The sequence below is a fragment of the Pseudomonas sp. LY-1 genome (genome assembly GCF_053502595.1).
In genome coordinates, this window is record NZ_CP094353.1 from 2,971,929 (window position 1) to 2,989,833 (window position 17,905).

The 17,905-nt window shown below is 62.6% G+C and carries 17 protein-coding genes; 11 read left to right on the top strand and 6 right to left on the bottom strand.

The genetic code is table 11. The features are described 5' to 3' along the window. Positions 1–433: 433 nt before the first annotated feature. The 4 genes from MOQ67_RS13750 to MOQ67_RS13765 are packed head-to-tail and all read left to right on the top strand — an operon-like array spanning position 434 to position 3,678. A complete protein-coding gene (locus tag MOQ67_RS13750) occupies positions 434–1,465 on the top strand; it encodes an isopenicillin N synthase family dioxygenase (RefSeq protein ID WP_198718125.1) in 1,032 nt (343 codons plus the stop codon). A gap of 13 nt (positions 1,466–1,478) precedes the next feature. Next, the gene (locus MOQ67_RS13755) at positions 1,479–2,273 is read left to right on the top strand and encodes a MetQ/NlpA family ABC transporter substrate-binding protein (protein ID WP_198718150.1); all 795 of its coding nucleotides are present in this window, start codon (positions 1,479–1,481) and stop codon (positions 2,271–2,273) included. Then, positions 2,270–3,016, top strand: a complete 747-nt coding sequence (locus MOQ67_RS13760; protein ID WP_198718127.1) for a methionine ABC transporter ATP-binding protein — start codon at positions 2,270–2,272, stop codon at positions 3,014–3,016. Before MOQ67_RS13755 ends, MOQ67_RS13760 begins: the two co-directional genes overlap by 4 nt. Next, the gene (locus MOQ67_RS13765) at positions 3,013–3,678 is read left to right on the top strand and encodes a methionine ABC transporter permease (protein ID WP_046488453.1); all 666 of its coding nucleotides are present in this window, start codon (positions 3,013–3,015) and stop codon (positions 3,676–3,678) included. Before MOQ67_RS13760 ends, MOQ67_RS13765 begins: the two co-directional genes overlap by 4 nt. 4 nt (positions 3,679–3,682) lie before the next feature. Here MOQ67_RS13765 and MOQ67_RS13770 read toward each other — a convergent pair whose 3' ends face one another. Continuing rightward, positions 3,683–5,110 carry an aminotransferase-like domain-containing protein gene (locus MOQ67_RS13770; protein WP_198718129.1) on the bottom strand — a complete coding sequence of 476 codons (1,428 nt, stop codon included), beginning with the start codon at positions 5,108–5,110 and terminating at the stop codon, positions 3,683–3,685. Positions 5,111–5,252: 142 nt separating this feature from the next. On the opposite strand from MOQ67_RS13770, the gene MOQ67_RS13775 reads away from it, so the two are divergent. The 3 genes from MOQ67_RS13775 (at position 5,253) to MOQ67_RS13785 (ending at position 8,030) form a co-directional block, all read left to right on the top strand. Further along, positions 5,253–5,885, top strand: a complete 633-nt coding sequence (locus MOQ67_RS13775; protein ID WP_126586022.1) for a LysE family translocator — start codon at positions 5,253–5,255, stop codon at positions 5,883–5,885. Positions 5,886–5,967: 82 nt separating this feature from the next. Next, positions 5,968–7,026, top strand: coding sequence for a diguanylate cyclase (locus tag MOQ67_RS13780; RefSeq protein ID WP_198718131.1), 1,059 nt, complete (start codon positions 5,968–5,970; stop codon positions 7,024–7,026). A 137-nt stretch (positions 7,027–7,163) separates the two neighbouring features. Continuing rightward, entirely contained in the window at positions 7,164–8,030 is an 867-nt protein-coding gene (locus MOQ67_RS13785; RefSeq protein ID WP_198718132.1) for a pirin family protein, read from the top strand. Positions 8,031–8,230: 200 nt separating this feature from the next. Here the strand turns inward: MOQ67_RS13785 and MOQ67_RS13790 are convergent, their stop codons facing one another. Continuing rightward, positions 8,231–9,457 (bottom strand): MFS transporter, encoded by a 1,227-nt coding sequence (locus MOQ67_RS13790; protein ID WP_198718134.1) that lies wholly within the window; start codon positions 9,455–9,457, stop codon positions 8,231–8,233. A 224-nt stretch (positions 9,458–9,681) separates the two neighbouring features. Between MOQ67_RS13790 and MOQ67_RS13795 the strand changes: the two genes are divergently transcribed. Further along, positions 9,682–11,127: a mechanosensitive ion channel domain-containing protein gene (locus tag MOQ67_RS13795; RefSeq protein ID WP_046488444.1), complete on the top strand. Its 1,446-nt coding sequence runs from the start codon at positions 9,682–9,684 to the stop codon at positions 11,125–11,127. A 5-nt stretch (positions 11,128–11,132) separates the two neighbouring features. On the opposite strand, the gene MOQ67_RS13800 is transcribed toward MOQ67_RS13795, so the two are convergent. Then, entirely contained in the window at positions 11,133–11,570 is a 438-nt protein-coding gene (locus tag MOQ67_RS13800) for an Rrf2 family transcriptional regulator (protein ID WP_046383812.1), read from the bottom strand. A gap of 143 nt (positions 11,571–11,713) precedes the next feature. Here MOQ67_RS13800 and MOQ67_RS13805 point away from each other — a divergent pair, with 143 nt between their 5' ends. After that, positions 11,714–12,598, top strand: a complete 885-nt coding sequence (locus MOQ67_RS13805) for an NAD(P)/FAD-dependent oxidoreductase (protein ID WP_198718137.1) — start codon at positions 11,714–11,716, stop codon at positions 12,596–12,598. A 19-nt stretch (positions 12,599–12,617) separates the two neighbouring features. Here the strand turns inward: MOQ67_RS13805 and gudD are convergent, their stop codons facing one another. Both gudD and MOQ67_RS13815 read right to left on the bottom strand, forming a co-directional pair. Further along, on the bottom strand, positions 12,618–13,967 hold the full coding sequence (gene gudD, locus MOQ67_RS13810) for a glucarate dehydratase (protein WP_198718138.1): 1,350 nt from the start codon (positions 13,965–13,967) through the stop codon (positions 12,618–12,620). A gap of 12 nt (positions 13,968–13,979) precedes the next feature. Further along, the gene (locus tag MOQ67_RS13815; protein ID WP_046488440.1) at positions 13,980–15,329 is read right to left on the bottom strand and encodes an MFS transporter; all 1,350 of its coding nucleotides are present in this window, start codon (positions 15,327–15,329) and stop codon (positions 13,980–13,982) included. A 318-nt stretch (positions 15,330–15,647) separates the two neighbouring features. On the opposite strand from MOQ67_RS13815, the gene MOQ67_RS13820 reads away from it, so the two are divergent. Together MOQ67_RS13820 and MOQ67_RS13825 are read left to right on the top strand one after the other, a co-directional pair. Beyond that, positions 15,648–16,349 carry a FadR/GntR family transcriptional regulator gene (locus MOQ67_RS13820; protein WP_193039911.1) on the top strand — a complete coding sequence of 234 codons (702 nt, stop codon included), beginning with the start codon at positions 15,648–15,650 and terminating at the stop codon, positions 16,347–16,349. Positions 16,350–16,427: 78 nt separating this feature from the next. Further along, positions 16,428–17,015, top strand: a complete 588-nt coding sequence (locus MOQ67_RS13825) for a LysE family translocator (protein ID WP_046383807.1) — start codon at positions 16,428–16,430, stop codon at positions 17,013–17,015. Here the strand turns inward: MOQ67_RS13825 and MOQ67_RS13830 are convergent. Beyond that, complete coding sequence (locus MOQ67_RS13830; protein WP_198718139.1) at positions 16,957–17,850, bottom strand: AraC family transcriptional regulator; 894 nt, start codon at positions 17,848–17,850, stop codon at positions 16,957–16,959. The two genes, MOQ67_RS13825 and MOQ67_RS13830, sit on opposite strands and share 59 nt — an antisense overlap. Positions 17,851–17,905 lie beyond the last annotated feature (55 nt).

The window sequence follows — 17,905 nt, forward strand, 5'->3', positions numbered from 1 at the left end:
AATCGCTGCTAGCGTTAGATACTAATCGAATTGATTCCGCCAAAACGTGACAAATTTTAACATTCGTAGCTTTATTCTAAAGGCGGCGGCGGGGTGAGAGGGAGGTGTTGCGGGTGCGGCGTTTGCATGGGTGTACACATATGCTAGTGCAGATTGTTAGTGTGCAATAAGTATCTTAGGTCAATTGGTTTTTAGGCCTGTGGCGATTTAATTTTTTCTATACATGAGGCCAGGTGACGGGGCGACTAATTGCCTTAAACCGCGAGGAATTTGCCATCGACGCCAGCCCGGTGCTGTCGATTCTGCGCTTTACTTGCGCGGTCCTCCCGGATCCGACGACGGCTTAAGCTAATTCTAAAAAGGTATTTATTGCCGATTTTTAAGATCGTTTAGCTTGATCGCTCCCCCAAGACGTTCATGGAGTGAGCCGCCGATGCTGCAATCAATCACCGCCTTGCCGCTGCTGGACCTGTCGTTGCTCGATGGCAGCCCGGCGCAGCGCAGCGCGTTTCTCGATGAGCTGCGTTTTGCCGCGCGGCATGTCGGCTTCTTCTACCTCACCGGTCACGGTATCGCCCCGGCGTTGCTGGCCGAGGTGCAGCAGCAGGCGCGGGCTTTTTTCGCCTTGCCCGAGGCAGACAAGCTGGCCGTCGGGATGATCAACTCCCCGCACTTTCGCGGCTATAACCGCGCGGCCTCGGAAATCACCCGGGGCCAGCCGGACCTGCGTGAGCAGTTCGACGTCGGTGCCGAGCGCGAACCCTTGGCCGTTGAGCAACACCCCGCGGCCTGGGCGCGCCTGCAAGGCCCCAATCAATGGCCGGCGGCGTTGCCCGAGCTCAAACCTCGGGTGTTGGCCTGGCAGCACGCGATGACCCGGATGTCGTTGCGCCTGCTGCGCGCGTTCGCCCAGGCCTTGTCCCTGCCCGAAAATGCGTTCGACGCGCTGTACGGCGACAAGCCCAACGAACATATCAAGCTGATCCGCTACCCCGGTCGCCACGCCGGGCAGAGTCGCCAGGGCGTTGGCGCGCACAAGGACTCCGGCTTCCTGAGTTTCCTGCTGCAAGATCAGCAGGCCGGTTTGCAGGTGGAAGTGGAGGAGGGGCGCTGGATCGACGCCGCGCCGCGGCCCGACACGCTGGTGGTGAATATCGGCGAATTGCTCGAGCTGGCCAGTAACGGCTATCTGCGCGCCACGGTCCACCGCGTGGTGTCGCCGCCGGTGGGCAGCGAGCGCGTGTCCCTGGCGTTTTTCCTCGGCGCGCAGCTGGATGCGGTGGTGCCGGTGTACCCGCTGGCGCCCGAACTGCTGCGCGATGCCCACGGCCCCACCAGCGACCCGCGCAACCCGTTGCTGCGCGACGTCGGCTGGAACTACTTCAAGGGCCGCCTGCGTTCCCACCCGGATGTGGCCCAGCGTTTCTACGCCGATGCCACACTGCCCCATGCACTGTCCGCCTGATCAGGAGATCACTCTGTTGAAGACATTCACACTTACCCTGGCGACCTTGCTGAGCGCTTTCAATGTGGCGGCCGCCGATGCCTTGCGCGTCGCCGCCGACCCGATTCCCCATGCGCAAATCCTCGAATACGTGCAGAAGCTCGACCCGGACCTGAAGCTGAACATCATCGAGATCCCCAGCGGCGTGAACTCCAATGAGTTGCTGGCCCATGGCGATGTCGACGCCAATTACTTCCAGCACCTGCCGTACCTCAAGGCCCAGGAACAGGCGCTCGGCCAGACGTTCGCGGTGGCGGCCACCGTGCATATCGAACCGTTGGGGATCTATTCGCACCGCCACACCCGCTTCGACCAGGTGCCGGACAAAGGCATCGTCGCCGTGCCGAATAACGTCACCAACCTCAGCCGCGCCCTGTACCTGTTGCAAGCCAATGGCCTGATCACCCTCAAGCCGGGCTTCAACGATGCGTCCAAGGACCAGGCCACGCCCAGGGACATTGCCGAGAACCCCAAGCACCTGAAGATCCTGGAAATCGAATCGCCGCAGATCCCCCGGGCGCTGGAGGATGTCGACCTGGCAGTGATCAATGGCAACTTCGCCCTGGAAGCCGGGCTGCAACCGGCCAAGGATGCGCTGGGGCTGGAGAAGGCTCAGGGCAACCCTTACGCAAATATCCTGGTGACCACGCCCAAACTGGCGCAGGACCCGCGCATCCAGCAACTGGCCAAAGACCTGCGCTCGCCGGCGGTGGCCAAGTTTATCAGCGAGACATATGCCGGTTCGGTGATCCCGGTGGCGCTCGAATGATCGTCGTCGAGGGTGTCAGCAAAACCTACGCCGACGGCCAGCCGGCGGCGCTGGACAACGTGTCGTTGCAGATCGCCGATGGTTCGATCTTCGGCATCGTCGGCCGCAGCGGCGCCGGTAAAAGCACGTTGCTGCGCTGCCTTAATCTGTTGGAGCGGCCGACGTCCGGGCGCATCCTCATGGATGGCCAGGACCTGACCCGGTTAACCGGCAAGGCGCTGCGCCAGCAACGCCAGCGCATCGGCATGATCTTCCAGGGGTTCAACCTGCTGCACTCGCGCAACGTGGCGGATAACGTCGCGGTGCCGTTGGAGATTGCCGGGGTGCCCAAGAACGAGCGCGTCGCGCGGGTGGCGCAGTTGCTGGCGTTGGTTGGCTTGAGCGACAAGGCGGCGGCGTTTCCGTCGCAACTCTCCGGTGGGCAGAAGCAGCGTGTCGGCATCGCTCGCGCACTGGCCGCGCGCCCGGCGTATTTATTGTCGGATGAAGCCACCAGCGCCCTGGACCCGGAAACCACCGCTTCGATCCTGGCGCTGTTGTGCGATATCAACCGGCAACTGGGGGTGACCATCGTGTTGATCACCCATGAGCTGGACGTGGTCAAGGCGATCTGCGACAGCGCGGTTTCCCTGGCGGCGGGGCGCGTGGTGGAAAGCGGCACGCTGCTGCAACTGCAGGCCGACCCGTCCTCGCGCCTGGGCCGCGCGCTGGCGCCCAACCTGCAGGTGGTGAGGGCGGGATGAAAACCGACTGGAATGAAGTTCTCCAACTGCTGCTCAACGCCACCGGCGAAACCCTGTACATGGTGCTGCTGGCAGGGCTGTTCACCTTGTTGATCGGCCTGCCATTGGGCGTGCTGCTGTTTATCAGCCGCGCGGGTGGGCTGTTCCCGCTGCCAAGGCTCAACCGTGCGTTGGGTGCGGTGATCAACCTCGGGCGTTCGCTGCCGTTTGTGGTGATGCTGATCGCGCTGATTCCGCTGACCCGCCTGATTGTCGGCACCACCCTGGGCAGCACGGCGGCAGTGGTGCCGATCACCATCGGTGCTTTTCCGTTTTTCGCACGCATCGTCGAGACCGCCCTGGATGACGTGGACAAGGGCCGCATCGAGGCAATCGTGGCCATGGGCGGCGATATCCGCCATGTGATTTTCAAGGTGCTGCTGCCCGAAGCCTTGCCGGCGCTGGTGGCCGGGGTCACGTTGACCCTGGTGATGCTGATCGGGTTTTCTTCCATGGCCGGGGTGATCGGCGGCGGTGGGTTGGGCGACTTGGCGATTCGCTACGGCTACCAGCGTTTCAACAACCAGATCATGGTGGTGACGGTGGTGGTGTTGGTGGTGCTCGTGCAGGGCGTGCAAAGCCTGGGCGATCGCTGCGTCAGGTCGTTGGCGCATCGCCGATGAGCCTTCATGTCGATAGTGATCGCGGCTCGCGCACAGCCTTGAGCAACAGCGTTTCGAAGGCTTGTTGCACCCCGGGCCCGTCACTGTGGGCCACATTGAAGCGCATCGAATCAGGCCGCGCCGGGTCGTAACCGAACAATGCCCCCGGTGCCAGCACCATGTTCTGCTTCAACGCCTCCTGGGCCAACTGTTCGCCGTTCACCCCCGGCGGCAGGCGGGCCCAGATGAACATGCCGCCTTCATACGCCATCGGCAATTGGCAGCCGCAGCGCTTGAGCCATTGTTCGACACGCGCACCGGCTTCCAGCAAGCGCTGCACTATGCGCTTGCGGTGCCGGGCGTAACTGCCTTCGCTGAGCATGCGGTAGACGATCTGCTCGAACAGCTCCGAGGTCACGCCGCCGCTCATCAACTTCATATGGGTCAGGTTGGCCGCCAGTTGCGGCGCGGCCACCACGTAGCTGACGCGGGTGTTGGCGCTGAGGATTTTCGAGAAGCCCGACAGGTAGGTGACCTGGTCCAGGCCGGCGATGGTGGCCAGGCGCGGCGGCGGGTTGGGGTGCAGGTCGCCGTAGAGGTCATCCTCGACGATATGGCAGTGGTACTGGCGGGTCAGTTGCAGCAGACGAAACGCCTGGCTGGGGCTGAAAGAGTGCCCGGTGGGGTTATGCAACACACTGGTGGTGAGGTACAGGCTGGGGCGATGTTCGGCCAGCAACTGTTCGAGGGCGTCGAAATCGAAGCCATCCGGGCGCCGCTCGATCGTCATCACCTTGACCCCGTGCAGAGCCAGATTGGCGTGGAAGTTGAAGTAGCAGGGCGCGTCGAGCAGCACCGTGTCGCCGGGGCGGGCGAGCAGGCGCATGAGCATGTCCAGGCCTTGCAGGGTGTTGGGCGTGGTGATGATTTGCTCCACCGGCACCGACAACCCTTCGGCATGCAGTCTGTGTTGCAGTGCCTGGCGCAACGGCAGGAACCCGGCCGGCGTGCCCATCCCGGCAAGGCGCAGCGACGGCGCGCGCACCACGCTACGCATGGCTTGGCGAAGCGCCTCGCTGTTCAGCCACTCCTCCGGCAAATGCCCGCCACCGGGGCGCAGATCTCCATTGACGGTGACCAGCGGCCGGCGTAACACGCTGAGCAAGTCCTGGGGCAACAGGTCGACCCAGCTCGTCGAGGCAGCGCGGATGATGTCTGTTGTCACAAAGTGGCCAAGGCCCTGGCTCGAGGTCAACAGGTTGCGCCCGCGCAGGCGGTCCAGCGCTTCATTGAGGGTGAACTTGCTCACGCCCAGAGTTTGGGTCAGCTCACGCACCGACGGCAACTTGCTGCCGGGCGCCCATTCGCCGTTCTCGATGGCCTGGCTGAACGCCTCGACGATCTGTTGCACCTTGGGTGCGCCAGCCCGAAAGGCGATGGCGGATACAAACATGCGGCTTCCTTGTCTTTGCTGGTGATTTTACCGGTGAAGTAGGGCCGGATTAGGCCTTACTTTACCTGCCCTGCGCAATGCCGCGGCCCTAGACTGCCGGCTATCCGGCCACTTTCCGGCTGTCTTCCCAAGGTCCAAGGCTATGACAAGCGCGTTGACGCTCTCTTCGTTTCTCTACTTTCTGCTGTTTTGCGCCACCGTGACGTTCAGCCCCGGCCCCATGACCTTGCTGCTGCTGAGCCTGGGCTTGAAGGACGGCTTGCGCGGCTCGATCCCGGCGCAGCTCGGCGCCAGTGTGTCGTACCTGGTCTCTATCCTGATCTTTGCCGTGGGTTTCTCGGAGTTGATCAAAGGCAACCTCGCCATTACCCAGGGTATCCAGATGGTCGGCGTCGCCTACATTCTCTACCTGGCCTACAAACAGTGGACCGGCAGCGGCGTGTCCATCGACGGGGTCGTTGCCGTGGAAGGCGCACGCAGTCTGTTCGGCAAGGGCTTGCTGACCGGGTTTTCCAACCCCAAGGCGATCATTATGTTCAGCGCCGTGTTCCCACAATTCGCCGGGACCGGGGAGCACAACTCGATGTCGGACATCGCTATCCTCGGGCTGACCTTTCTATTGCTGCAGTTCGCCAGCGGCTGCCTGTATGGCTATTTTGGCCAGCGCATCAAGCCGGTGCTGGAAAACCCCCGGCGGCGGGTCTGGTTGCAACGGATCACGGCATTGTTGTTGCTGGGCGTCGCCGGGATGCTGGCGCGGGGCTTTTCCCACTGACGGCGCTGAGCTTACAAGGGGTAGTGGCGATATGCTGTTGCCCTGATAGACTCCAGGCACCTACCCAGGATCGCACCTCACCATGCCAGCCGCCGGAGGAAATGGAGTTCCGCTCGCTACCCGCTTGTACAAAACCCGCACGTTGGGGCTGACACTTGGCTTTGCCTGCGTGGCCTTCGGCATGTCTGCGTTGAACCCACCGCTTTGGGTGTGGGCGTTGATGCTGATCAACGGCTTTGTCTGGCCGCACCTGGCTTATCAATGGGCACGCCGCACCGCCAACACATTGCGTTGCGAGCGCCACAACCTGCTGTTCGATTCGTTTTGCGGTGGCTTCTGGGTCGGTGCCATGCACTTCAACCCACTGCCCAGCGTCACCACGTTGTCGATGATGACCATGAACAATGTGGCCATCGGTGGTCCCCGTTTCATGCTGGCGGGCTGGGTGGCGCAGGCGTTGGGTGTCGGCGTGTCGCTGCTGATCTTCACCCCGGCCTTCATCGGCATAACCAGCCAGGCGCAGTTGTATGCCTGTTTACCGATCCTGGTGCTGTATCCGCTGGCCCTGGGCTGGATTTGCTATCGCCAGGCCGTGTCCCTGGCCGGGCACAAGCGTGAGCTGCTGGCCCTGAGTCGCACCGACAGCTTGTCCGGCCTGCTCAACCATGGCGCGTGGAAGGACCATCTGGACATCGAGTTCCAGCGCTGCCACGGCGGGCAGCAGGGCGCGGTGATTGCCCTGATCGACATTGATCATTTCAAAGTGATCAACGACACCTACGGCCATGTCACCGGCGATCTCGTCCTGCGCCAACTCAGTAAAGTGCTGCGCCAGAACCTGCGCGCCACCGACCTGGCCGGACGCTACGGCGGTGACGAGTTCTGCGTGATCCTGCCGGACGTGCCGCTCAACCGCGCCACGCAAGTGATGGATACCCTGCGCGATCGCTTCAATGCGCTGGCCTATGCCCAGGACCCGACCCTGCGTGTCAGCTTGAGCATCGGCCTGGCGCCTTATCGGGTCGGGCATAGCGATTCGACCAGTTGGCTCAACGATGCCGACCAGGCGTTATATGACGCCAAGAGCAGCGGGCGCAATCGGGTCAGCGCGGTGCAGGGGCCTTGGTTGAGGTCGGTCTAGCGGGACGGCGTCCCCAGCCAGCAAAAACAAACTGAGGACGTGTTGATTGTCCTATGCATAGAACGAACAACGCCGCGTTTGCCGGCTAGTCCCCAAGACCCGTGGGACTTATGGTGTAGGCACTTTGGAGGTACACCATGAAAAAACTCATCGGCATCTACACCAGCCCCCGCGCCCACTGGGTCGGCGACGGTTTTCCGGTACGCACGCTGTTTTCCTACGACACCCTGGGCAAGCACATCAGCCCCTTCCTGTTGTTGGACCACGCGGGCCCGGCCGATTTCACCCCGACCACACAGCGTCGCGGTGTCGGCCAGCACCCGCATCGCGGCTTTGAAACCGTGACCATCGTCTACGACGGCGAAGTCGAGCACCGCGACTCCACCGGGGCTGGCGGCACGATCGGCCCCGGCGACGTGCAATGGATGACCGCCGCCAAGGGCATCCTCCACGAAGAGTTCCACTCCGAAGCCTTCGCCCGTAGCGGTGGGGTGCTGGAGATGGTGCAACTGTGGGTCAACCTGCCGGCCAAGGACAAAATGGCCGACGCCGGTTACCAGACGATTGTCGACAGCGATATTCCGCTGCTGCCGTTGGCCAATGAGGCTGGCCAGCTGCGCCTGATTGCCGGTGAGTTCGCAGGCACCAAAGGCCCGGCGCGCACCTTCACGCCGATCGACGTGTGGGACCTGCGCCTCAACGCCGGCAAGGCGTTGACCCTGGACCTGCACGCCGGACGCAACACCGCGCTGGTGATCTTGCGCGGTACGGTGCTGGTCAATGGCGCAGAAATCGCGCGCCAGGGGCAATTGGCACTGTTTGAGCGCGACGGCACGCAACTGTCGCTGGAATCCAGCGACGACGCGAGGGTGCTGCTGCTCAGTGGCGAACCAATCGACGAGCCTATCGTCGGCCATGGTCCGTTCGTGATGAATACCGAACAGGAGATCCATCAGGCGTTTGCTGATTTTAACTCCGGTCATTTCGGGCAGATGCAGCGCTGAAAGGTTGACACCAAGCCTAATGTGGGAGCGGGCAAGCCCCCACATGCGCAATTGCATGGACTTGACCCGTGAGGCCGAGAGTGGTCGTTATGCTGTAAACGTTCGGCGGCGATCATGAGTTCGAACCGGCAGACTCTTCTTTGCGGACATGATCCGTATGCTTCCTTGGAATATGCTTACAAGCCTGCCGACGCAACTTTCTATTTTCCGGCTTCTTGGTCAGCTTCGAGAATCAAGCTCGGGGATGGGCCGTGAGCCTTTGCGAACCACCACAGGGCAAATGTCCCAAGAATAGTCGTTAACACGGCCAAAATCAGGATTACGGTCTGGGTGCCCAAGGGCGCAGCTAACAAAGCCACCAGTAAACCTGCCAGAGGCTGGGACATGTTGTTCAGCAGCGTGATCACACCTACCGTCTTGCCGAAGTCCTGAGGCGGTATCACCCGCTGCCGGATAGTGCGTATGTAGACGTTGAACATTTTGTCGAAACCTGCGATCAACAGGAAACCCAGCACATAGCCGAGCAGACTCGGACTCAGGGCGCTGATGAATGCCCCCGTTGCGATCATCGAATATCCGACACCCCCGAGGACTCGCAGAGGCAGCACCACCCGAGCGAGAAGGAACAGGATCACGATTGTTGTCACCGCACCCGCCGCCTGAAGCCCTGCATAGCTATCCTTGCCGGCGCTGTACTGGCCGATCACCATGGCCGCCGAAGTTGCCAAGGTGACACCAACGATCAGGTTGACGCCTACCGCCAGAATGATGATTTTTTTCAATTCCGCCAGGCTACGGATATGCCCAAAAGCGATCCTCAAGGGCTGCAGCCAGATGTCTTGATGCTGCTCGAACACCTCTAGCGTCATACGGCCAAGACGTTGCCACGCCAGCATGCTCAGGTCTGCCAGCAGGAACAATCCGGCGATCCAAAGCACCACCCAGTGCCAAGCCAAAACCTCAAGCATCAGTGCCGCCACCAGAGGCCCGAGGACCAGTCCCGCCTGGTCGGCGATCTGGGAGTAGGACAACGTCTTGGTGTAGCTGTAGTGCTGGAAGATATGCGGCATCAGCACTTCGCGAGCCATGATGCCTTGCGTGGTCAGCACTCCGCACAGTGCCGACAGCACCACTATCCAACCGATGCCACCAAAGATTCCGTAGAGCACCACCCCCAGCACACAGAGCCATGCCCGGTAGACCTGACTGATATGCAGGATCTTAATAGGCGGGTACTTGTCGCACAGCGCGCCGCACAGCGGGAACGCGAGAAATCGCGGCAGCGATTCGACGAAAAACGCTAGCCCTGCCCATGAAGCGCTGTTGGTGGTCTGGAACACCACCAGCGGCACAATAAACAACAGGATCTGATCCGCCAGCCTCGATAGAAAGAGCGCGATAAAAAAGGCGAGGTAATCCTTACGCATAGGGAACTCCTTTGTGTAAGCGACGTGGCATAGCGGTCTGAAGAAACATCAGTATGAGTTTACAAGGTGTCTAGATAATCCGGCGCGATGCAAACGCCTGGTCAGTGCTGATGCAATCAGGTGGTCAGATACGGTGCAATTTCCCACCCGCATTTTGCTCCGCGCTATACCCCCACATCCCCATTTCATGCGATCTTCTCGGCATTCACCCTGGAGTCGCCTGGATGCCCTCATTTATCGCTGATCACCCCATGTTGTGCGCCCTGGCGCTGATCTTTATCGACATCGGTGTGTGGCGCTTGATTTCCGCTGAGCTGGCCAATTGGAAGCTGGCGGCGCGGTTGGTGATTTTTGCGGTGTTCAGCGCCGTGTTGTTCAACGACGGCATGAACCCGATGCTCGTCGCGCCGTATGCCGACAACACCGCGCTGCACCTGGCCGCCACCGCGTTGCAGATCGGTTGGTGGCTGTTCGCGGCGCGGACCCTGACGGTGTTGCTCGGCGCGGTGATGATGCAGCGCGTGGGCCACACCGGTCGGCTGTTGCAGGACCTGCTGGGCGCGGTGATTTTCTTGATTGCGATCATCGCCGCCATGGCCTACGTGCTCGACCTGCCGGTCAAGGGCGTGCTCGCCACCTCCGGTGCGGTGGCGATCATCGTCGGCCTGGCGCTGCAAAGCACCCTCAGCGATGTGTTTTCCGGGATCGTGCTCAACACCACCAAGCCGTACCAGCTCGATGACTGGATTTCCATCGACGGCACCGAGGGGCGCGTCACCGATATCGATTGGCGCGCTACGCGGTTGCAGACCTCCCAGGGCAGCATGGCGGTGATCCCCAATTCGTTGGCGGCCAAGGCCAAGATCGTCAACTTTTCGCGCCCGGCGGATATGTTCGGGCTGTCGGTCAGCCTGCAAGTCAGCCCCCACGCCCGCCCGCAGACGGTGATCGAGGCGCTGGAGCGGGCGATGCAAGGGTGCCGGCTGCTGCTGGCCAAACCGGCGCCGAGCGTGGCGTTCAAAACCTCGGCCAGCGACGGCGTGGAGTATGAAATCAGCGGCTTTGTGCCGTCGATGCCGCTCAAGCGCGAAGTGCGCAACCAGCTGTACGACCTGGCTTTCCGGCACTTGCAGGCGGCGGGCGTCGGTTTGCTGTCTGCCACCGAAAGCAGCGCGCCGCCGGCGCTGTCGGGGGCGCGGGCGTTGCTGGAGCGCTCGTCGATTTTCTCCACCCTGCGCCAGGAAGAGAAAGACACCTTCAGCCAGAACATGACCCTGCACAGCTACCGTGCCGGCGCGGTGATCCTGCCGGCGGGGGAGGTCAGCGATCATTTGTTTATCGTCGAATCCGGCGTGGTCTCGGTGATGCTGGAGAAGGCTGGGCACATGTTCGAAGCCGGGCGCATGGGGCCGGGGGAGGTGATCGGCGAGGCTGGGATCTTGTCCGACGAGGCCACGCTGGCGGACTTTCGCGCCAAGACCTTCTGCACCCTCTATCGCATCGAGAAGGAATACCTCAAGCCGTGCCTGGATGCGCGGCATGACATCGGCGAAGCGATGAAAGCGCTGCTGGATTTCCGCATACATGCGGCGCAGACCCTGGCCCAGGAAGCACCGGTGGTGCCGGTGAAGAAGGGGTTCCTGCAGTGGTTGCGCAAACGCCGGCTGTAGTGCGATCAGGGTGCCGGGGCAAGGCGGCAACGCTCGTCGAAATCCTCGGCCAACTGCGCCAGCGTCACATCCCCCAGCCGCGCCAGTAACAGTGCCTGGGCCTGGTCGAACGCGTCGCTCAGTGCCGCGTTCACTGCCTGTTCCACCAGGCATTGCGGGTGGTCGGTGGACAAGCCGATGGCGAATATCGACGGCGTGCCCAAGGCATTGTGGATATCCAGCAAGGTGATTTCACTCAATGGTTTGCCCAGGGTCCAGCCGCCCTGATGGCCTTTTTCCGAGCGGACATAGCCTTTTTCCTTGAGCAGCCCCAGTGTGCGCCGCACCACCACCGGGTTGGTGCCGAGCATCTGCGCGATGGTCTCCGAGGTGGCGCGCGCTTCATGGCGGTCCATATGGATCAGCACGTGCAGCATGCGCGAGAGGCGGGTGTCGTTTCTCATCAAAAAACCTCAAGTCGATTCGGTCGAAAGTATCCTTCGTAACCCAAAAAGTTGCGAGACACTTGACGTGCTATTTTTACGTAACTTATGGTGTGTCGTGAAGGCGCGCGGATAACCGCGCGCACCTGACAAGGGGCACTTTCATGATGCATGACGTCATTATCGTGGGCGGCAGCTATGCTGGCTTGTCCGCCGGCCTGCAACTGGCGCGGGCGCGACGCAAGGTTCTGGTGATCGACGCGGGGCAGCGGCGCAATCGGTTTGCCGCCACCGCCCATGGCTTTCTCGGCCAGGACGGCCAGGCGCCGGACGTCATTGCCGCCGAAGGTCGCAGCCAACTGATGGAGTATCCGAGCGTCACCTGGGTGCAGGACAGCGTATTACAGGCGGCAACGGCGCCGGGCGGTTTCAGGGTGCACACGCAATACAACGGCGGATTCGAGGGGCGGCGCCTGATCCTCGCCACCGGGGTGGTGGACGAATTGCCCGCCCTCGAAGGCTTGGCGGAACGCTGGGGCAAGCACGTGTTTCATTGCCCTTACTGCCACGGCTATGAGCTGGATCAAGGCCGCATCGGTGTGTTGGCCACCTCGCCGCTGGCGATGCACCATGCGCTGATGTTGCCGGACTGGGGCAGCACCACCTTGTTCACCAATGGTGTGTTCACCCCGGATGCCGAGCAACAGGCGCAGTTGGATCGGCGCGGGGTTCGTTTGGAGCGCACGGTGGTGACACGGATCAGCGGTGAGCGCGTGGCTCTGGAACTGGCTGATGGCCGCGTGATTCAGCTGGACGGCGTATTCACGATGTCCCGCACTCGCCTCAGCCCCTTGGCCGAGCAGTTGGGCTGTGTGCTGGCCGACGGCCCCACCGGCCCGTACCTGCACACCAACGAAACCCGCCAGACCTCCGTGGCCGGCGTGTTTGCCTGTGGCGATGCGTCCCTTGCCGCCGGTTCCGTGGCGCTGGCGGTGGCCGAGGGCGTGCGCGCCGGGGTGGGCGCGCACGTTTCGTTGATTCACGGTTGAGGCTGGCCGCGATCGGCGCTCAGCGCACCAGGCACGGGCGCTTGTTATCGAAACTCCAACCGGGGATCAGGAACTGCATGGCCACGCTGTCATTGCGCGCACCCAGGCCCATGTCTTTGTAGCGTTCGTGGGCCTGGGCCACCGCGTCCATGTCGATCTCGACGCCCAGCCCCGGCTTGGTCGGCACCTGGATGTGACCGTCGACAATCTGCAACGGCGCCTTGGTCAGGCGCTGGCCGTCCTGCCAGATCCAGTGGGTGTCGATCGCGGTGATGTCGCCCGGTGCGGCGGCGGCCACCTGGGTGAACATCGCCAGGGAAATATCGAAGTGATTGTTGGAATGCGAGCCCCAGGTCAGGCCCCATTCATGGCACATCTGCGCCACGCGCACCGAGCCTTGCATCGTCCAGAAGTGCGGGTCGGCGAGGGGGATGTCCACCGATTGCAGCTGGATCGCGTGGCCCATTTCGCGCCAGTCGGTGGCGATCATATTGGTGGCGGTGGGCAGGCCGGTGGCGCGGCGGAATTCAGCCATGACTTCGCGGCCCGAATAGCCGTTTTCCGCGCCGCATGGGTCTTCGGCGTAGGCCAATACGTGATGCTGGTCGCGGCACAGGGCGATGGCTTCCTTGAGTGACCAGGCGCCGTTCGGGTCCAGGGTGATGCGTGCGTCGGGGAAGCGCTCGGCGAGGGCCGTGACCGCTTCGATTTCTTCGGCGCCGCGCAACACGCCGCCTTTGAGCTTGAAGTCGTTGAAGCCGTACTTGGCCTGGGCGGCTTCGGCCAGGCGCACGATGGCGTCCGGGGTCAGGGCCGGTTCATGGCGCAGGCGGCACCAATCGTCACCATCGGCTTCGCTGCGGTAGGCCAGGTCGGTCTGCTGGCGGTCGCCGATGTAGAACAGGTAGCCGAGCATCTTCACCGCGTCGCGCTGCTGGCCTTCGCCGAGCAGGGCGGCCACCGGCACTTCAAGGAACTGGCCGAGCAGATCGAGCAGCGCCGCTTCCATCGCGGTGACGGCGTGGATGGTGATGCGCAGGTCGAACGTCTGCAGGCCACGGCCGCCGCTGTCGCGGGCGGCAAAGGTGCGGCGCATGGCATTGAGAATGCTCTGGTACGCGCCGATCGGCTTGCCGATCACCAGGCTGCGCGCGTCTTCCAGGGTTTCGCGGATGCGTTCGCCGCCCGGTACTTCGCCCACGCCGATGTGCCCGGCGCTGTCCCTGAGGATCACGATATTGCGCGTGAAAAACGGCCCGTGGGCGCCGCTGAGGTTGAGCAGCATGCTGTCGTGGCCGGCCACCGGGATCACTTGCAGGTGGGTGACGATGGGGGCATGGCTGGCGTGGTGCTGGTGTTCTGTATTCATCAAAACGCTTCCTTATTTGCTCAGGACGGGGGCGGGGTGCAGCACGCTCGGGCTCTGGGCGCCGGGCCGGGTCTTGGCGAAGAACACCAGGATCGCCGCGAGGATCGAGGTGCCGGCCAGCCCATACAAACCACCCTGGATCGACCCGGTGGTCTGCTCCAGAAAGCCGAAGGTGGTGGGCGCGACAAACCCACCGAGGTTGCCGATGGAGTTGATCAGCGCGATCACCGCCGCGGCGATGCGCGCATCCAGGTAGCCCTGGGGGATCGGCCAGAACAGCGACGATGCCGACTTGAACCCGATCGCCGCAAAACAGATGGCGACAAAGGCAAAGATCGGCCCGCCGGTGGTGGAGAAAAACATTCCCGCCGCAGCAATCAACAGCGCCGTGGCCACCCACGCCTGTTGATGCTTGTACTTGCCGGCCAGGGCCGCGAACGAATACATGGCGATGATCGAAATCAGCCAGGGAATGGAATTGTAGAAACCCACCTGGATGTCACTCAGGTCGCCCATCTTCTTGATGATGCTCGGCAGCCAGAATGTGGCGGCATAGATAGTCAGCTGGATGCAGAAATACAGGGCGCAGAACAGCATGATCTGGCGGTCCTTGAGCAGCGTGCCCAGGCTCGGCTTGACGGTGGTGGCGGCGTCACGCTCGCGTTGTTCGCGCTCGATCTCGCCCACCAGCGCGTCCTGTTCGGCGCGGCTGAGCCACTTGGCGTCATGGGGTTTGGAGTCGAGCCAGAACCACACGAAAAAACACAACAGCACCGAGGCCATGCCTTCGATGATGTACATCCATTGCCAGCCGTGCAGGCCCAGCCCGCTGATTTGCAGCAGCACGCCGGACAGCGGGCCGGAGATCAGCGAGGCCAGGGCCGAGCCACTGAGGAAGATCGCAATCGCCTTGCCGCGCTCCACCCCGGGCAGCCAGCGGGTGAAGTAGTAGATCACCCCCGGAAAGAACCCGGCCTCGGCCACGCCCAGCAGAAAACGCAGGATATAGAAGTGGGTTTCGTTCTGGATAAAGGCCATCAGCGTCGCGGTGATGCCCCAGGTGAACATGATGCGGGTCAGCCAGATACGCGCGCCGACTTTTTGCAGCAGCAGGTTGGAGGGCACTTCGAACAACGCATAGCCGATGAAGAACAAGCCGGCGCCGAAACCGTAAGCGGCCGCGCCGATGCCCAGGTCGTGTTCCATGTGGGTGCGGACAAAGCCGATGTTGACGCGGTCGATGTAGTTGACGATGAACATGATCACGAACAGTGGCAGCACATGCTGCTTCACCTTCTTGATCGCGCGGGCCAGGACGGGGTCGAGGGCAGGCGCAGCTGTCGCAGGGTTGGAAGCGGTCACGGGGTAGAACTCCCACGGATTATTGTTGTGCGGGGATGGGTTCAGGGCTGCCGGGGGTGCCTGGCAACTTGATAGACATCATACAACTGCTTTTTTCCGCGTCGCAACGTAAATTTTGGCTGTACGAGCACGCGACAGGGCTGGTAATCCTGTTTTACAGGCGTCATAGCGCATGAAATCAATCGCGCCGATGCAATCGCAGGCAATCCAGCTTCCATGAAAACGCGGCGCGGTTGCGGCGTAATTTGTTTGTTGTCATACAAGTTGGTGGCGGAGGGGGATGTTAGTATTGACCGGGCCCAACCGATGGAATGACCGATGCACAACGACACCCCCCGCAAGCGCTCCCAGGGCCTGGCCCATGACATCGTGACCACGCTGACCCAGCGCATTCTCCTCGGCCAACTGGCGCCGGGCGAGAAGCTGCCCTCCGAGTCGGCCATCGTCGGCGAGTACGGTGTCAGTCGCACGGTGGTGCGTGAGGCGCTGTCGAAGTTGCAGGCGGCAGGGCTGGTGGAAACCCGGCACGGGGTGGGCACCTTTGTGCTGGCGCGGGACCAGCGCCAGGGCCTGCACCTGAACCACGACACCGCCGTCAGCGTGCGCGGCATCCTCGAGTTGCGCCTGGGCCTGGAAACCCAGGCCGCCGCCCTGGCCGCGCTGCGCCGCAGCGAGGCGCAGTTGCAGCACATGCGCGAGGCCCTCGACGACTACCAGGCCTCGCTGGCCAACAACGACAGCAGCGTCGAACCCGACGTGCGCTTCCATCAGTTGATTGCCCAGGCCACCGGCAACACCTACTTCACCGATGTGATCCAGCACCTGGGCAACTCGGTGATCCCGCGCACGCGCATCAACGCCGAAGAGCGCGGCAATACCGACCTGATGAAGCTGGGCCAGTTGGCCAACCTGGAACACGAGGCGATCCTCAACGCCATCCGTCGCCAGGACCCCGACGCCGCCCGCGCCGCCATGTTGTTGCACCTGAGCAACAGCCTGGAACGCATGACCGGCGAGTAGCAGGGGCATTTTCTTCAATACCCGGCTCGCCGGGGTGTTTACCGTGGCCCCTGTTCATCACCACAACAGGGAACCGCAATGAGCTTGATCCTTTCCATGGCCGCCTTCGCGTTGGCCACCTCCATCACACCGGGCCCGGTGAATGTGGTCGCCCTCAGTTCGGGCGCGCGCTTCGGTTTTGTCGCCAGCCAGAAACACGTGTTCGGTGCCGCCACCGGCTTCACGCTATTGCTGGTGCTGATCGGCCTGGGGCTGCATGAAGTGCTGCTGCGCTGGCCCATTCTGACCCAGTTGATCCAGTGGGGCGGGGTCGCCTTCCTGCTGTACATGGCCTGGAAACTTGCGGTGGACGATGGCCGGCTGGACGCCGAAGGCACCGCAACGGCACCGTCGATGCTCTACGGCGCGATCATGCAATGGCTGAACCCCAAAGCCTGGCTGGCCTGCGTGGCGGGGATGGGGTTGTTTGTCGCGGATGGCGACGCCCGGCAAGTGTGGCTGTTTGCGGCGCTCTACCTGGTGATCTGCTACCTGTCGGTAGCCTGCTGGGCCTACGCCGGCACGTTTTTGCGCCGTTACCTCGGCAACGCGCAGGGCGTGCGGGTGTTCAACCGTTCGATGGCCGCGTTGCTGGTGGCCAGTGTGGGTTATTTGCTGATGGCTTGAGCAAGTCGCGGTACTGCCCCGGCGTGGCGGCGAAGTGCTGCTTGAAGGTGCGCTGGAAGTGCGCCTGGTCGGCAAAGCCGGCGGCCAGGGCGACGTCGGCGATCAGTTCGCCGTTGCGCAATTGGGTGCGGGCGAACTGGATGCGCCGGTTCACCAGAAACGCATGGGGCGTCAAGCCGTAATACTGCTTGAAGGCGCGGATCAGATAAGACGGCGACAGCTCGGCCGCCAGGCAGATGTCTTCGAGTTTCAAGGCCTGGGTGCAGTGTTCGCGGATGTATTCGGCGGCGCGTTCCAGCTTGTGATTGACCTCCCGCACCGGCGTGTTCGAAGGGTTCAGGCGCTGCTGCACCTCACTGAAATAACTCACCAGCAGGCTCTGTTTTTGCAGGAGTTCGGCGTGCTCATCCAACAGCATCCGGTACAGCTCGATCAGGCCGTTGTACAGCACCGGGTCGCGGGTATAGGGCGTATTGAACGGTCGATAACCCTGGTCGGTGCTGAAGCCCAACTGGTATTGCAGGTCCGTCAGCCAGGGCGTGTCGAGGTAGAGCATGTGATACGACCAGGGTTGGTCGTGGATCGGGTTGCACGCATGCACATCGCCGGGGTTCATCAGCACCACCGTGCCGGCGCTGATCTGGAAGGTGTCCGCGCCGTAGTGGTAATAGCTGCGCCCGGTGGTGATCGCGCCGATGGAGAAATGCTCGTGGGCGTGGCGGGTGTAGGTGACCTTGCGCCCATCGGCGATGGTCCGCGCTTCGATGAACGGCAAGCGCTCGTCGCGCCAGAAGCGCGGCGCTTGCGCGGGGTGAGTGGCGGTGTTCAGCGACATGGCGGCGGCTCCATCCCTCGGGAGATCGAGGGAGGATCATTGCACAGACTGCCGG

Excerpts from the sequence above, each read along its gene's own strand:
- MOQ67_RS13785 (WP_198718132.1), top strand. The coding sequence starts at position 7,164 with ATGAAAAAACTCATCGGCATCTACACCAGCCCCCGCGCCCACTGGGTC.
- gudD (WP_198718138.1), bottom strand. The coding sequence starts at position 13,967 with ATGAATACAGAACACCAGCACCACGCCAGCCATGCCCCCATCGTCACC.
- MOQ67_RS13790 (WP_198718134.1), bottom strand. The coding sequence starts at position 9,457 with ATGCGTAAGGATTACCTCGCCTTTTTTATCGCGCTCTTTCTATCGAGG.
- MOQ67_RS13800 (WP_046383812.1), bottom strand. The coding sequence starts at position 11,570 with ATGAGAAACGACACCCGCCTCTCGCGCATGCTGCACGTGCTGATCCAT.
- MOQ67_RS13775 (WP_126586022.1), top strand. The coding sequence starts at position 5,253 with ATGACAAGCGCGTTGACGCTCTCTTCGTTTCTCTACTTTCTGCTGTTT.
- MOQ67_RS13765 (WP_046488453.1), top strand. The coding sequence starts at position 3,013 with ATGAAAACCGACTGGAATGAAGTTCTCCAACTGCTGCTCAACGCCACC.
- MOQ67_RS13805 (WP_198718137.1), top strand. The coding sequence starts at position 11,714 with ATGATGCATGACGTCATTATCGTGGGCGGCAGCTATGCTGGCTTGTCC.
- MOQ67_RS13820 (WP_193039911.1), top strand. The coding sequence starts at position 15,648 with ATGCACAACGACACCCCCCGCAAGCGCTCCCAGGGCCTGGCCCATGAC.
- MOQ67_RS13830 (WP_198718139.1), bottom strand. The coding sequence starts at position 17,850 with ATGTCGCTGAACACCGCCACTCACCCCGCGCAAGCGCCGCGCTTCTGG.
- MOQ67_RS13825 (WP_046383807.1), top strand. The coding sequence starts at position 16,428 with ATGAGCTTGATCCTTTCCATGGCCGCCTTCGCGTTGGCCACCTCCATC.
- MOQ67_RS13780 (WP_198718131.1), top strand. The coding sequence starts at position 5,968 with ATGCCAGCCGCCGGAGGAAATGGAGTTCCGCTCGCTACCCGCTTGTAC.
- MOQ67_RS13795 (WP_046488444.1), top strand. The coding sequence starts at position 9,682 with ATGCCCTCATTTATCGCTGATCACCCCATGTTGTGCGCCCTGGCGCTG.
- MOQ67_RS13760 (WP_198718127.1), top strand. The coding sequence starts at position 2,270 with ATGATCGTCGTCGAGGGTGTCAGCAAAACCTACGCCGACGGCCAGCCG.
- MOQ67_RS13750 (WP_198718125.1), top strand. The coding sequence starts at position 434 with ATGCTGCAATCAATCACCGCCTTGCCGCTGCTGGACCTGTCGTTGCTC.
- MOQ67_RS13770 (WP_198718129.1), bottom strand. The coding sequence starts at position 5,110 with ATGTTTGTATCCGCCATCGCCTTTCGGGCTGGCGCACCCAAGGTGCAA.